The sequence below is a fragment of the Bacteroides sp. AF25-5LB genome, from assembly GCF_003602965.1.
In the GTDB taxonomy this organism is placed as follows: Bacteria; Bacteroidota; Bacteroidia; order Bacteroidales; family Bacteroidaceae; genus Bacteroides; species Bacteroides uniformis.
In genome coordinates this window covers 35,029-49,612 of sequence record NZ_QTMC01000020.1, presented here as the reverse complement: position 1 = coordinate 49,612, position 14,584 = coordinate 35,029, and the positions used below count along the sequence as shown (strand labels likewise).

The 14,584-nt window shown below is 50.0% G+C and carries 14 protein-coding genes; 6 read left to right on the top strand and 8 right to left on the bottom strand.

Annotated features, from left to right (window positions below; genetic code table 11):
* Positions 1-23: 23 nt before the first annotated feature.
* Positions 24-1,130 (bottom strand): efflux RND transporter periplasmic adaptor subunit, encoded by a 1,107-nt coding sequence (locus DWY57_RS17940; RefSeq protein WP_119962192.1) that lies wholly within the window; start codon positions 1,128-1,130, stop codon positions 24-26.
* Between the two features lie 222 nt (positions 1,131-1,352).
* Between DWY57_RS17940 and DWY57_RS17930 the strand changes: the two genes are divergently transcribed.
* On the top strand, positions 1,353-2,264 hold the full coding sequence (locus DWY57_RS17930) for a helix-turn-helix domain-containing protein (protein WP_119962191.1): 912 nt from the start codon (positions 1,353-1,355) through the stop codon (positions 2,262-2,264).
* A 97-nt stretch (positions 2,265-2,361) separates the two neighbouring features.
* On the opposite strand, the gene dacB is transcribed toward DWY57_RS17930, so the two are convergent.
* On the bottom strand, positions 2,362-3,801 hold the full coding sequence (dacB, locus tag DWY57_RS17925) for a D-alanyl-D-alanine carboxypeptidase/D-alanyl-D-alanine-endopeptidase (RefSeq protein WP_117599941.1): 1,440 nt from the start codon (positions 3,799-3,801) through the stop codon (positions 2,362-2,364).
* 167 nt (positions 3,802-3,968) lie between these two features.
* Here dacB and DWY57_RS17920 point away from each other — a divergent pair, with 167 nt between their 5' ends.
* Positions 3,969-5,240 (top strand): M1 family aminopeptidase, encoded by a 1,272-nt coding sequence (locus tag DWY57_RS17920; protein ID WP_119962190.1) that lies wholly within the window; start codon positions 3,969-3,971, stop codon positions 5,238-5,240.
* Positions 5,241-5,248: 8 nt separating this feature from the next.
* Here the strand turns inward: DWY57_RS17920 and DWY57_RS17915 are convergent, their stop codons facing one another.
* Positions 5,249-5,671: a DUF2007 domain-containing protein gene (locus DWY57_RS17915; protein ID WP_119962189.1), complete on the bottom strand. Its 423-nt coding sequence runs from the start codon at positions 5,669-5,671 to the stop codon at positions 5,249-5,251.
* A 34-nt stretch (positions 5,672-5,705) separates the two neighbouring features.
* Positions 5,706-7,064 (bottom strand): dihydrolipoyl dehydrogenase, encoded by a 1,359-nt coding sequence (gene lpdA / locus DWY57_RS17910; protein WP_119962188.1) that lies wholly within the window; start codon positions 7,062-7,064, stop codon positions 5,706-5,708.
* Positions 7,065-7,254: 190 nt separating this feature from the next.
* Between lpdA and DWY57_RS17905 the strand changes: the two genes are divergently transcribed.
* A complete protein-coding gene (locus DWY57_RS17905; protein ID WP_119962187.1) occupies positions 7,255-8,202 on the top strand; it encodes a hypothetical protein in 948 nt (315 codons plus the stop codon).
* Here the strand turns inward: DWY57_RS17905 and DWY57_RS17900 are convergent.
* Both DWY57_RS17900 and DWY57_RS17895 read right to left on the bottom strand, forming a co-directional pair.
* Entirely contained in the window at positions 8,199-8,531 is a 333-nt protein-coding gene (locus DWY57_RS17900; RefSeq protein WP_016272216.1) for a DUF4907 domain-containing protein, read from the bottom strand. The two genes, DWY57_RS17905 and DWY57_RS17900, sit on opposite strands and share 4 nt — an antisense overlap.
* A gap of 25 nt (positions 8,532-8,556) precedes the next feature.
* On the bottom strand, positions 8,557-9,636 hold the full coding sequence (locus DWY57_RS17895) for a kelch repeat-containing protein (RefSeq protein ID WP_057281503.1): 1,080 nt from the start codon (positions 9,634-9,636) through the stop codon (positions 8,557-8,559).
* 283 nt (positions 9,637-9,919) lie between these two features.
* Between DWY57_RS17895 and DWY57_RS17890 the strand changes: the two genes are divergently transcribed.
* Both DWY57_RS17890 and DWY57_RS17885 read left to right on the top strand, forming a co-directional pair.
* The gene (locus DWY57_RS17890) at positions 9,920-11,236 is read left to right on the top strand and encodes a DUF4270 family protein (protein ID WP_119962186.1); all 1,317 of its coding nucleotides are present in this window, start codon (positions 9,920-9,922) and stop codon (positions 11,234-11,236) included.
* Positions 11,233-12,444: a hypothetical protein gene (locus DWY57_RS17885; RefSeq protein WP_119962185.1), complete on the top strand. Its 1,212-nt coding sequence runs from the start codon at positions 11,233-11,235 to the stop codon at positions 12,442-12,444. The genes DWY57_RS17890 and DWY57_RS17885 overlap by 4 nt, the downstream gene beginning before the upstream one ends.
* 153 nt (positions 12,445-12,597) lie before the next feature.
* Here DWY57_RS17885 and DWY57_RS17880 read toward each other — a convergent pair whose 3' ends face one another.
* Entirely contained in the window at positions 12,598-13,344 is a 747-nt protein-coding gene (locus DWY57_RS17880; protein ID WP_119962184.1) for a LytTR family DNA-binding domain-containing protein, read from the bottom strand.
* Positions 13,345-13,548: 204 nt separating this feature from the next.
* On the opposite strand from DWY57_RS17880, the gene DWY57_RS17875 reads away from it, so the two are divergent.
* Positions 13,549-14,157, top strand: a complete 609-nt coding sequence (locus DWY57_RS17875; protein WP_119962198.1) for a hypothetical protein — start codon at positions 13,549-13,551, stop codon at positions 14,155-14,157.
* A gap of 33 nt (positions 14,158-14,190) precedes the next feature.
* Here DWY57_RS17875 and DWY57_RS17870 read toward each other — a convergent pair whose 3' ends face one another.
* Positions 14,191-14,583 carry a PH domain-containing protein gene (locus DWY57_RS17870; protein WP_117599934.1) on the bottom strand — a complete coding sequence of 131 codons (393 nt, stop codon included), beginning with the start codon at positions 14,581-14,583 and terminating at the stop codon, positions 14,191-14,193.
* Position 14,584: the final 1 nt, after the last annotated feature.

Here is a 14,584-nt window from a genome sequence, read left to right as displayed (position 1 = left end):
GATAGTTGATAAATAGCAGTTCATTATTTCACCTGTGTCCCTTCGCGCAGCAGTCCGGCACCAGTGGAAACAATCTCGTCGCCGACTTCCAGTCCGTCCAGCACTACGTATTCGCGTCCGTCATTTATTCCGGCCACGGTAATCAAGGCAGAAACGGCCTTGCCATCCACTACCTTATATACCACTGTCTTGTCCTGCAACTGCACGGTGGCCTCTTGCGGAATCACAATACAGTTCTTATAAGTGGTAGGCACCACCACCGTGCCCGACGCCCCACTGTGGAGCAGGCGCGATTCATTGGAAAATACCACACGTGCCACTACCGTACCCGTCTGACGGTCAATGACGCCACTGATGGACTCGATGGTTCCTTTCTTGTCATAGACGGAATTGTCGTTCAGTCTCAGTTCCGCTTGAGGCATGTTCTTCAACGCCTCGTCCATGCTTCCGTATTGGCGGGTCAGGGCAAGCAACTGGTTTTCGGTCATGGAAAAGTAAACGTACATGTCGCTGTTGTCACTGACCGTTGTCAACGGCTGCGGCAGGCTGGGGCTGACCAATGCTCCTGCACGGTAGGGCAATGCCCCCACCACACCGTCGCTGGGACTCTTCACTTCCGTATAGGAGAGGTTGTTGCGCGCACTTATCTCCTGGGCTTCGGCCTGCGAGAGCTGTGCCTTGGCGGTAAGATAGGCGTTCTCGGCAGTCTTCAGACTAAATTCCGAAACCACTTTCTGCGCATACAGTTCCTTGTTGCTATTGTAAGTCAGTGCAGCAGTAGCCAGTGCAGCGCGTGCAGCCTCCACATTGGCCACGGCCGTTTTGAGGGCAGCCTTGTAGGGCACTTGGTCGATAATGAAAAGCGACTGTCCGCGGCGCACCTTCTGCCCCTCAGTCACACAAAGCTTCTCAATGGTACCCGACACTTGCGGATAGATATCTATGTCCTGCCGTCCGCGTATCGTTGCCGAATACGAAGTGGAAAGCTCTTTGTCTGTCGCCTCCACTTTCATGGTAGCGTAAGAAGGTTTCATTCCGGAAGCATCCGTTGCCTGCTTGCAAGATGCCAAACACATTGTACAACCGACAATCCCTATCAGCCGTATCCATTTCCTGTTTAATGTAATCATACTCTTTCTCATTGTATTTTTGTTAAAACTGGTGGCAAAAGTAGGAGAAAGGAACAACGCCATAATGACCAATTACACTCCAAGGATGTCCCTTTTTCGACATTCATCTTTTTTAAGGCTAATGAATTGTCTATAAATGACATATAGAACAAGAAAGCCGCATAATGGAACATTCCATATTTCCCATTATTCACCAACTTTGCAAAACGAAAAAGGAAGAATATGGAGAAAGGGAACATAAAAATCGTAGAAATCGCGGACTTTAAGAACAGCGAACATGTCCTTGACTATGTAGACAATGACTTTGTCATAATCAACAGTCTGGAGGGAAGCCCCTACAATGAAGATACAATAAGATTAGGATGCTTCCTTATCGCTATCTGTCTAGAAGGCTGTATCCAGTTGGACGTCAACTACAAAACCTACCAACTGGAAGCAGGCGACTTACTGCTCGGCCTTCCCAATACCATTATCAGCCACGCGATGGTAAGCCCAAAGCACAAGATAAGGCTTGCCGCATTCTCCACACAGTTCCTACAACGCGTGGTCAAGATGGAGAAGGATACATGGAATACCGTTATGCATATCCACAACAATCCCATAAAATCTGTCGGGGAGGAAGGAGACAAGGAAATCTTCAAATTCTACCGGGAACTGCTTATGGCAAAGATAAACGACGAGCCTCATCCCTATCATAGGGAAGTGATGCAACACTTGTTTTCTGCCATTTTCTGTGAGATGTTGGGACACCTCAACAAAGAAGTGAACCCTTCAGCAATGACAGCCGATACAAAAGAAAGCATCAAACAGTCCGACTATATCCTGTGTAAATTTATAGAGATGTTGTCCAAAGACAACGGCATACACCGTTCTGTAGGATATTATGCCGATGCACTCTGCTATAGTCCCAAACACTTTTCGAAGGTCATCAAGCAGGCGTGCGGACGTACACCGCTGGACTTGATAAACGAGAATGCCATTGAACACATCAAGTACCGGCTGAAGCACTCGGACAAGTCCATCAAAGAGATTGCAGAGGAGTTCGATTTCCCCAACCAGTCTTTCTTCGGGAAGTACGTGAAGTCTTATCTGGGCATGTCTCCGGCACGTTACCGCAATACGAAAGAGGAGTGATTTCCCCTACTCTTGGGGCTCACTCCGTAAAGGTCTGCATTAGGAAGCCAAACCTTAACTTTACGACGCTAAAGGTCAACTTTACGATAACTAAACCTCAACGTATCACTTCATCACACACTGCATCCTGGAAAGCGCGTGCTTCTCTGCCCGACAGTGCATTCTGGTTCATGATGGCAAAGGCTATTTCGTGTCCGTTGCGGGCTTTAAGGTAGCCGGCCAGGCAGTTGATGGCGGTAAAGGAACCCGTCTTGGCATGTACATTTCTGTGGGAAAGGGTACCTTTCTTCATGCGGAATTCCAGCGTGCCGTCCACTCCACCGATGGGCAGAGCCTTATACAGTTTCTGGAAAACATCCGTACGCGAGTAGGCATATCGCAGGAAAGAAACCAAGAGTTCCGGTGAAATGTAGTTGTAATTGGAAAGGCCGCAACCATCTGCCAGATTATACCTATCGGGGTTATATCCCATCTCTTTTATCAGCATGCGGATGGCGGAAAGCCCGTCCTCGGCAGAGACACGCTTCTTTCCGCTGCTCTGCACACCCAACCGGCAGAGCATGGCTTCAGCATTGAGATTATCGCTCTCCTTCATTATCTGTTTCACCACATCCTGCACGGAAGTTTCATAGGAAGCCATCCGCACGGAAAGGCTGTCTTGCCTGAACTCGCCGAAGAGGTAAGAGACTTCCGCATCTACCGCCGGAATGCACCGGATGCCTCGTGCCTGCAACCGTTCCATAAAGGTATGCATAAAGAAGTCCTGCGAAGAAAAGATATTGACCGTACCTGCACGGCGGGCATCGACGTTGCCCGTCACGGTGATGTTGTTCCCGTTCACCAGCCAGTCGCGCGACACACGGAAACGTCCGGCAGAAGGAGTACGGCTTCGGGTCTTGTTCGTCAGTGTATAATAGGAAGAGACGGGAGTGCATTCAAGGCGTGCGCTGTCGCCCCGTTCGCCGGGTGTAGCGGTAACCTTTACCACTCCTTTATTCAGCATCAGCGGTGAGAGGTAGGGCTGGAAAGAATAAGGGGTGTCATCCCACAACCAACCGCTGCCCCAGTACAAGGAGTCTTTCATGGAGACATCTCCATACACCTTGCCTTTGATGACGGAGAAGGGGAAACGGGCCACGGCAGCCACCAGGGAATCCAACGCCTCTTCATCAAACTCCGGGTCGTAACCGCCTATCACGTACATATCTCCCTGCAAGGTATCGCGCTCAATGGTTCCCTGATACCACACTTCCGTACGGAACGGCTCGTCGGCTTCGGGACGGGAAAGGGCGGTAATGGTAGTCAGCAGCTTCATGGTAGAAGCGGGACGGGAAAGCTTGTCCGCTTGGTAGCCGTACAAGGGTTTGCCGACAGTCAGGTCATAGACCGAAATGGCCACATTAGAGCCTGCGGAAAGTTTGTGTTCTATCAACGCATCAATCCGCGCAGAGAGCGGCTTCACCGGAGTTACCGTCTCTTGGGGCCATAATGGGAGCAGGCAGACGGATAAAATTAACAGCAACAATATCCTTTTCATAAATATATTTATCTTTAAAGGCAAAAGTACGACAATCTTACAAATGAACAACAACCAGGTAGTCTTTTCATAAATTATATCCAGCCAGCCATCTTATATTCCTTTAAAAATACTACTTTTACATAGGCAAAATCTCCCAGTTACTATCACTTTAAAATTGATGTATCATGAAACTACAACTTGCAATTGCCAGCTTTACAATATGCCTCCTTTTCTTCCCCATGCTTCGGGCACAAGAATCTCCGCGCATTGTCAGTTATGACTTAACCGTACAGATTGATGTACCGAACCGACAGGTCGAAGTAGGCGGTTCGTTTGAAATCGATTTCCAGGACAGTGACTCAATCTCGTTGGTACTATGGCGCCATGCCCGTATCGACACACTACGCCACAGCAACCGGGAAATAACCTACCGTTTCGATACGCTTGCCCCGGCACCTGCCCAATTCATTCCCGACGGACGGACCTTGACCCTCTACCGGCCGGCAGGAGCCGATGACCGCTGCCGCATAAATACCCGTTACACACTCTACATGCAGGAAGTGCAGGGCCCTGCAAAATCATTCAATGACCATTGGATTGAACTTGGTTACTATACGGGATGGTATCCTGTCTGCAACGGTAACCGGGCAGATTATTCGCACTTACGAATCGGCATCACTGACGGTTATACGGTGAGCGGCTCAGGTATTATTTCCCATACAGAAGAAGGGATGTGGGAAATGGAGCAACCTTGGGAGAATTTCGACAATGTTATCCTGGCTTCACCCATGCTGAAAAGCCGCCGCATCAATGATAACGGAACTACCATTGAACTTATCTATACAGACTTCCCGGATGCCGGTGCAGACTCGGCACTTCAATGTTGCCACAATGCCTTGAAATTCTTCCGACGCCTTTATAAAATTGCGGGAGATGAGGATATTTACATGAAATTCCTGCTTTCAGCTTCCGGCACCTCAGGAGGGTACAGCCGTAAAAATTTCATTATGCTCAGTTCCCGAACATTCAATGAATATGTACTCAAGAACACCGCCCACGAAATCGGCCACTTCTGGTGGAACAAGGCTCCGGTGGAATCTTGGCACGACTGGCTGAACGAATCTTTTGCCGAATTCAGTGCTTTGCAATACATACGCCACGCCCGCGGCGAAAAAGCCTATGCCGCTTACATCGACGCCTACCGTAAGGAAACACGCCATATCCGTCCTATCTGGGGTATTGACCGCAACGACCGCGAAGCGCATCTTGCCCTCTATAGGAAAGGGTCAGTACTACTCGCCGACCTACTTGTCCGGGTGGGTGAAGAACCTTTCTTCAACTTTCTGGCAGGTGTCATCCAAGCCCATATAACAGACACATCGGCTTTCCTGGATTTTGCGGAAAGCCGATTGGGACGTAAAAACCGGAACTGGATTAAAAAGCGGTTAAAAGAATAAACACCTGATTATTCTTCAACTGTTCCTTTCGACACCGGCTTCTCAAAATGAGTGCCGCACTTCCTGCATACATACTCCCAATGCTCAGTGCCCGGAGGTGCGGCCGACAATGCCGCAATAACAGCAGCCACCACAGCACGCACCCGATGGCTCTTCTTCAGCACAAACTTAATCTCATCCGAACCGCAATGGGGGCAGTACCTCAACTGTTCCGGAATCATCTGGTTCCGTTCAAGCAGACGGAGGGCATTGTCATATTCGTCCTCATAGACAAATATATCCACTCCCGTGACATCACGGACATATCCGCGCATCACGGAAGACATGTTTTCATTATGCAAAACAGACGCAATGCCCTCATTCTTCAAGGCACCCTGAATAACATGTGCCTGAAAGGCATCGTCGCAGGTGATTAGCTTTACGGTTTTCATCTTTTATGTTTATATGAAACAATAGTCATGGGTTCTACAATGCCTCCTTGAATATCTCTCCCACCGTGGGGTGCGGAAAGACAATCTTCTTCCATTCATCGGCAGTAAGTTTCAGTTCAATAGCCATGCCTGCCAGCGTGATGATTTCCGAAGCGGGATTACCCAAGACATGTGCCCCCAATACGGTATCGTCACTGCCCAACAGTAACTTGCAGACGCCATTCACTCCTTCATTCTCTGCTACAAAGCGACCACTGTACGCCATCGGCAGCTTCACGGCACGATAGGCAACGCCTCTCTTCTGCAGGGATTCTTCTGTCTCGCCCACACCGGCTATTTCGGGATTGGTATATACCACGCCGGGGATGGCACGGTAGCTCATGGCATCCTTCTTGCCAATGATGGAATGTATGGCTACTTCTGCCTCGCGGACGGCTGTATGCGCCAGCAAGGAATATCCCGTCAAGTCGCCGCAAGCATATACTCCGGGAACTGAAGTCTGCATCTGTCCGTTGACAAAGACATTTCCGCGCTCCGTTCTTTCCAAGCCCAGATTCTCCAATCCGAAGCCTTTCATTACCGGACGGCGCCCGACACTCATCAGAAGCCGTTCGGCAACGACGGAACCGGGACCGTCGGCTGTTTCATAATTCACCTGGATAAGGGAAGAAGCTTCGGCAGTATCCGGCATGACAGACACTACTTTTGCACTCAGCATGAACTTGATTCCCCGCTTGGCGTACTCTGCACGGAGCATACCCGCCAGCTCTCGGTCCATACCGCCTCCCAGTATCTCGTCCAGCATCTCGACGACGGTTACCTGCACTCCCAGGCTGTTGAAGAAAGAAGCGAACTCCATACCGATGACACCGCCGCCGATGATGGCAAGCGAAGCGGGCAGTTCCTTGTTGTCCAGCGCGTCACGATGGGTCCAGTAAGGCACCTTGTCTATGCCGGGAATGGCAGGGACAAAGGTTTCGGAACCGGTGCAGAGCAGCAGGTTCTCGCATTCGTAGGTTTCTCCGCCGCACTCCACATGATTCTTGTCCGTCACTGTGGCCTCTCCGCTGACAATCGTCACACCATGGGCAGTCAGCTTTCCTTTGATTCCCAATACCAGCTTGCGCACTACCTTCTGCTTGCGGGCAATAATCTTGGGCAAATCAAACGATACTTCGGGCACACTGACCGCATACTTCGAAGCATGGCGGGCTCCGTCATAGGTCTTGGCCGAATACAACAAGGTCTTGGTAGGGATACACCCTTCATTCAGGCACACTCCACCGAGACTCTGCTTCTCAAATAGTACGACACTCAATCCTGCTTTTCCGGCAGCTTCGGCAGCAGTATATCCCGCAGGACCTCCACCGATAATAGCAACTTGGTATTTCATGGAATCAATGATTAATGGTTAGTGATTAGTGGTTAATTTGTGCGCAAGTTAATAAAACCCGTATTATCCGGCAAAAAAGAGTACTTCTTTCTTTCGGAGAATACACCGTAAAGAGGAAATAATTATCTTTGTCGTGCAGCATTTACAAAGAATGCCACGTCCAATGGACATAAATCAAATAATAACCAACATGAAAACGACTGACTTATTCCAACCCATCCTTCTGTTCGCTCTTTTTCTTTGCGGCTTGACAGCTTGTAGCAACGACGATGACCTTCGCCTCTCGCCCATGCAGGAAACTACTCTGGATGGAGATGCCTCTACCCTGCAGATAGACCTGACACGTAGTGACTGGCGCATTGCCTCCATCACCACCCTTGGCGGAACCACAATGGTAGACACCAACAACCGCCCCTTACAGTTGGAAGGCTTGGGAAGCCTTCACTTCCGCTGGTTTGACCTCACCCGCGAGAACGAAACCCGGCTCACACTAAAGACTGAAGATAATTTCGACGGAGAAGAACGCGGGCTTATCCTCAACCTTGAGATAAAGACGGGCTTCTACAAAGAACAAATCACCATACGGCAAGCGCCATGCGAAAATTTCTATCAGATAGAATCCATTGAATACAGCGTGGGAAATAATGACGGGGTGGAAGAAGCCGGGACGGAACCCGACAAGAGTACCTATAAAGATGAAACTATGGGCAACACAACCGGAAAGCATGACCATTATCCGTTCATCAACAAATGGACAGAATACGCATTCTTGCTCAACGACCACTCCAACGATGTCTTCAACTGGATAGACCCGAAGAAACGCAGCATCTACCTGCCCGACCGTATAGAAGACGGAAAGGTGGTGATGGGGCAACAACAGCTATTCTTCCTTGCCCAAGGCAAGTACTACAAAGAAGACGAATTGAGATATAAACATTTTGAAATGGATATAGTGGGCATGAAATGGAACATATACACTTCAACCATCTACTACAAACGGCTTCAAGTGACATTCACCGCCACTCTTTCACGTCCCGGTAGCGATACAAAGAAGGTACTCAAGGGTAAATTCATGCAGAGATACCCTTATGACTGCTCGGAAATACATCACGAAGTAAAGGATTCTTTAGAAGATTAGAGTCCGGTGTCTGTCAGACAAGACTCCACCTCCTCCCTGCTCAATGCCGGAGCTTGCCCATCGGCAAGCTTGCGGCATACCAACCGACCGGCCGCCAGCGCTTCCACCTTTGTTGCAAATGGCAGGCGACCGCTCAAAGCAGGTATAAAAGGTTGATATATCAGGGTATCGGCTCCATGCAGCACCACGTAGCCGTAACCGCCTTCCACCTCCATCACCCGGCATTTCAACTCATTGCCACCGCCGGCAGTATGACCCGAACAGCAAGAAAGGCATACCGCCATCACAGCCGGTACACCTATCTTTATCATCATAAACATCAGCTTCATAAGTTCCGTTCAGTTATGGGGCGAATCAGACTTCCTCTTCCTCATCGGGCAGAAGTTCGTACACATCATCAAAGTAGCTGGTACCACTTGTTCCCGTCAGCACAAAACCACGTTCGCCGGTAGAGAAACCAACGGCAGCCCTGCGCGAAGAAGCACCGGAAGGATAATTATGTACATCTGTAATGGGGGTAAAGTCGTCATCGGAATCGCCGTACCATAAGTCCTTGTCAGGGTCGTACAGCCAGTAGTCGCTGCTCAGGGAAGTGCTGTTACGTATTCCCGTAGCCACAAATCCCCTTCCACCGATGACGAAGGATACGGCTTCGGACCGTGTGATGGCGTAGTCATCGTCATAGTCATTGTCGGAGTCCGTATCGGCAATGTCACGCAACTGGGTCCAGTTGCTTCCGTCGAACTTCCAGAAATCCACCAGGTCAGTATTGTTGTTTCGCCCGCAACAGATGTAGGCCACCTCATCGATGACGAATGCCGTACCGAAGTAGCGCTTCTCGCCTCCATACCCGCTCACCGCTTCCCATTGCGAACCTTCGGCGCCATTGGGGTTGAAACGGTAGAAGTCCATCTTGTAGGCACTCTCGCTGCCGGTGGCGTCGCTGTTGCAGCCCGTACCGACATAGCCATATCCGCCTATACTGAAAGCCAGGGCACCGTCGCGTACTCCGCCTTTGAAGTCGTCTTTCCGTGTCCAGGTATCCGTGGCAGGGTCATACTCCCAGGTATCTGCTACACAGTAGGACGAGGAGCCGTCCTTCACGGAACCGGTCGTAATGTATCCCTTGCCATTCACGGCAAAGCCCACAGCAGCCTTGCGCCCGGCAACGGGCATGTCGGCACACTGCGTCCAGCTGTTCCGGCTCATGTCATACTCCCAAAGGTCGTTCAGGTAATCCTTGTTCGCTCCGTAGAAGCCGCCACACAAATATCCATAATTGCCGATGGTGAAGCCGGAGGCATAAGCGCGGTACACACCGTTATAGCTGGCTTTCTTCATCCACTGCCCCTGAGTGTATTCATCCTCGTCCGTACAACTGCCGGCAATGCACACGATGGCCAGCAACATTATTCCTACCAATAGTCTGTTCATTGTTTATTGTTTTAAAGATTAATTTTTCATACCCCTCGTTCCCCTGAAGAGGAAGGAGAATAGTTTTAGTATCGGGATGCCGAAACTATTCCCCTCCTCTTTCAGAAGGGCGGAAGTTCTGCCCGCAAAAGTAAACCGCCGCAACCACACCGGCAAAAATAACCGACGAACAGTCCGAAATTCCCGTTAAACGCCTTTACCGATAAAAACCGCCCGAATGCCGATTTTTGTAGGAAGATATAAAAGTTTTGCCCTTCCTTTGCCGCCAACTAAAAGAACAGAAATGAAGAAATCATTGTACAGCTTATTCGCAGTCCTCGCTATCCTCTGCGCCTGCCAGGACGAGAACTCGCAGCTTGGAAAGAGCCTCGTGGAAAGCTCCTTCTATAATGTATACGCAGACACCTGCTCGGTAGACATCAGCACCATCCTGCTGGACTCCATAGAAACCCGGGGCGACAGCATCTGCCAGCTGGGACATTACCGGAGCAGCTCTTGGGGAGAAGTATCCGCCACCTACTATGCCGAATACTCCACGTCCGACTTCACCCCTAACACAGACTATACCTATACCCTCGACTCCCTCGTACTGCGAATGATACCTTCGGGCCATTTCTGGGGAGATACCCTGACGCAACAGCGCATCTCCATCTACCGGCTGAAAAACCCCATCGTGCTGGACAACGACGAGGACCTTTACAACAGCACCGTACTCCCGACGGAAGATGCCCCGCTCTTCAGCTTTACCTTCACCCCCTGCCCGGGGCGGAAGAAGGAAGTAAGCGTCCGCCTGCCCGACTCATGGGGACAACAACTGCTGAATGACCTCGTGGCCCAGGACGACTACTTCGATACCCAAGACAAGTTCAAGAAGAAATTCCCCGGACTGGCCTTTGTTCCCGAAAACGACGGGCAGTGTATCACCGGATTCATGGTGAACGACTCTGCCATGAGCATCAACCTCCACTATCAGGAAGTCTCCAACCAGCGGACCGGACAAGTGCTGACTTTCAGCGTAAACACTGACTATGCCTATACCGGTATCCGGCACGACCCCACCGGCACCCACCTTGCTTCCCTGAAAAGCGGAATAGAGAACCTCGTCCACTCCAGCGACATGGGTTGCCTGGCCTATATGCAGGGATTGACGGGTTACTACAACCAACTGGAATTCCCCTACCTCAACAGCCTCGGAAGTGCCGGACAGATAGTCTCCATAGAGAGCGCCACACTCTACCTCTATCCGTTGGCCCGGAGCTACAACGAAGTGAGCCAGCTTCCCAATGACATCCGCCTTTATATCACGGACGAGAACAATGTGCTGGAGGACTACGTATACGGTAGCGACGGCGTAACCGTACAGACCGGTAACCTGACCATCGACGAGATGTACGGGAAAGAGACCTACTACTCCTTCGACCTCACCGAATTCATCCGCAACAACTACGGCACTTCGGGCATCAAGCGGCAGAAACTGCTGATGAGCCTGACAGACGAAGAAAGCACCACCACCTTCAACCAGGTAATCTTCACCAACGACCCCGAACAAGAAAACCAATGCAGATTAGACGTAAGATTCAAAATATACAACGAGCAATGAAATACCATCACCGGATTCCCCTTCTGCTGTGCAGTCTGTGTACGGCAAGCCTCACCGTCATGGCACAAAACACCACCAACCTGCCCACCTCCATGTACGGAGTGGGCGAACTGAGTGCCGGTGACGGCGGACGTTATGCCGGCATGGGCAACGTCGGCATCGCCCTAAACCGTACCGGATTTCTGAACACGCTGAATCCCGCAGCCATCACCCGCATGGACACCGCCTGCTTCACGTTCGATGTGGGTGCGTCGGCCTCGTATGCCCGTTATTCCTTCCTAAGCGAACACAGTTCCAACTTCACCGGCAATCCCAACCGCATCAGCATGGGCTTCCGCATCCTGCCGCGCTGGTATGCCCTTGTAGGTGCAGCGCCATACAGCAGTGTGGGCTACGTCATCCAGACCGAAGAAGAGATAGAGGGAATGCCCGGCAACTACACCTACTCGCTCTTTGAGGGTACGGGCGGACTATACCGGTGCTACGTCACCAATGCCTTTGCACTGAGCAGACAACTGTCGGTCGGCATCAACCTGGGGATGATAGTGGGCACAGTGACACAGAGCGAAACGCAGGAAAGCGCCGTCGTAAAGTACGAATCCTCCAAACGGGCCTTTTATGCGGACTTCGGCATACATTACGAATGGGGTGCGCCCGGACAACGGAAGTGGGCGGCAGGGCTGGTATTTGCTCCCTCCCTTCCCATCAGCCACGACAATACACTGACCTACAGCAACTCATCTACCAGCGAGAACCTCGATAAAGGATACCACAGCCGTACACAATATCTGCCCATGCACCTCGGCACCGGCCTCAGCATGGCCACCGAACGCTGGGTGCTGACCGCCGACTACAACTACCTGGACTGGAGCCGCAACTCCTCTTCCTATACCTCCATGAAATACGAGAACCAGCACAAAGTGAACATAGGCGGCAGCTACATTACCAAGCCACGCCTGGCACGTTCCACCGAGCTGATGGGCGGAATAGGTTTCGGCAACTCCTATATCAATCTGAAAGGCGGGAAGATGCAGTATCTGGAAGCCAGCGTAGGGGCGAGCTTCCCCATCCGGTACTCCTATCTCTCGCTAGGCGCCACGTGGCGGAAACAACTGAACTCACGCAGCAATCTGATGCAGGAAAGCCGGTTCAGTCTGAATCTGAACTTGACGTTCGGGGAAAGAATTTCGAGAGCAAAACTAAAGTAATACAAGGTTCCGGTTCACCACAGATTACACGGATTTTACACCGAATGATTATCATTTGTTGGATCTATATATGCAACGCGTTGCATATATAGATGCAGCACGCTGGAACTATAGATCCAACAAACAAAGTATATAGTATCTGAAAACGGGGTATTACAACACTGCCAGCCTGGACACATACCCTTTTACCCTTTCGCGGTAAGCATCGCCAATGGGGACATCCTTCTGCTCGATGAGCAGTGTGCTGCGCCCGATGGCGCTGATGCAGTCCATGCGGACAATAAAAGAACGGTGCACGCGGATAAATTCGTCCGCCGGAAGTTTTTCCTCCATGTACTTCATACTGCATAGGCTCAAGACAGGTTTGGAGGCACCCTTGCAGAAAATCTTGACGTAATCCCCCAAACCCTCTATGTAGTTTATCCGCTCCAGGTCGAGCCGCATGATGCGGTTGTCACACCGCATGTAAATCACCTTCGGAGTCTCTTCCAGACCTTGCCTGTGCTTGGAGTCGGACGTACCTGCATCTTGCAAAGAGAACCAGCGTGCCGCCTTGCTGACAGACTGGAAAAACGTGGAGAAATTGAGCCCGTCCATCAGATAGTCCAACGCATCCAGGCGGAAACACTCGGCAGCATACTTGTCGGTATCTGTAATGAAAATGACACGAGTGGACGAGGACAAGAGCCTGCAAAAATCCATTCCGTTGATTTCACCTTCTTCCACCGGATAGATGCCGACAAAATAAACTTCCACTTTTGTCTCATAATAATCCTTCAGCGCTTCAAGAGGATTGCCGTACTTTCCGTGCAAAGAGAGAAAAGGAACCTTGTCGATATACTCTTCCAACCTTCCGGCAATCTCCGGGTCTGCATGTAAAATGGCACAATTCAAATTCATGTTCGTTTCTTTTTTACATAATGGACGCTGCCATATCCGAAAAACTGCAAACAGAAGAGCTAAAATTAAGCTTTATTTATGATTCAAAGATTACCTGCATTTACAGAAAGACTAAATTATCAGGAAAATAAAGTGCTCACTATGAATAGTTTCAAAAAAATAAACTTATCTTTGTACGTACATCCTCACAAAAAAGTAAAGGCTATGAGACAACAGAAACTATTCCACCTCGTATTGTCCGCCATATTGATTGTCTGCACGACCGGCTGTTATGATAAAGACGAAATTAAAGATGCTGAAAAATATCTGTTCAAAGATATTCAATACTCTTTTGAAGAAGAAGGGGATGGATTCAGTACCTATGATGTAGAACTCCTGCCTTTCATCATGGAAAACAATTTGAACAGCAGTATTACCACCACAAACTCCCCCTTTGAAGACACATGGCAGGAAACCACCTTCCAAAGCAACGACCCCGGAGCATTTGCATGGATGGGGGAAGAAGACATATTCGTCAATGCCCCTTACATGTTTGGAGATGAACTATCGTTAAGCGGGACAACAATAAAATATGGCAGCGAAACAACAAAAGCCAAAGGTCCAAACAGCAGTACTTCCACCATCAGCATACCACCTCACTGTCGGCTCATCATAAAAGGAACACTACACTACAGCAAGCTTGTAGCTACCTATACGCTGACATTCGTAGGTGAATATACAAAAACGGAAAAACAGATAAAGGGAAAGTTCATACAAACAACTCCGGAAAGCTACACAGGAGACATTACCATGAAACCGATAACGGCAGATTAAAACGGAATCACATACGTGGGCACACCATATTGCTCATCCTCTCCGTTCCTCCATCAACCGGATGAATTCCTCCTCTTTGACCGGAAACAATACCTCGCACTTACCCGCTCCATACTTCACCAGTACGTAGCGCATTACTGCAAACCGTCCTATCTGCATGGAAGAGGCACGCTCCACGGAAATGACATCCTTCAGCAGAATCTCCTTGCTGCGCGAGAAGCGGCCGAAATACAATTTCAGCTTCCCGTCCGGAGTCACCGTATAGGTAGTATGAATCAGCTTCTCGATGACAACTATCAGCCAAAGCATGAAAAGCGCCGCAGGCAGCACGTATTTATCCCACAACATATAAATGGCAAGACCACTTATCAGAGCCAGAAACAAAAACTGCCCTACAGCAATACGGGCATGAAAGATTCTATTCATT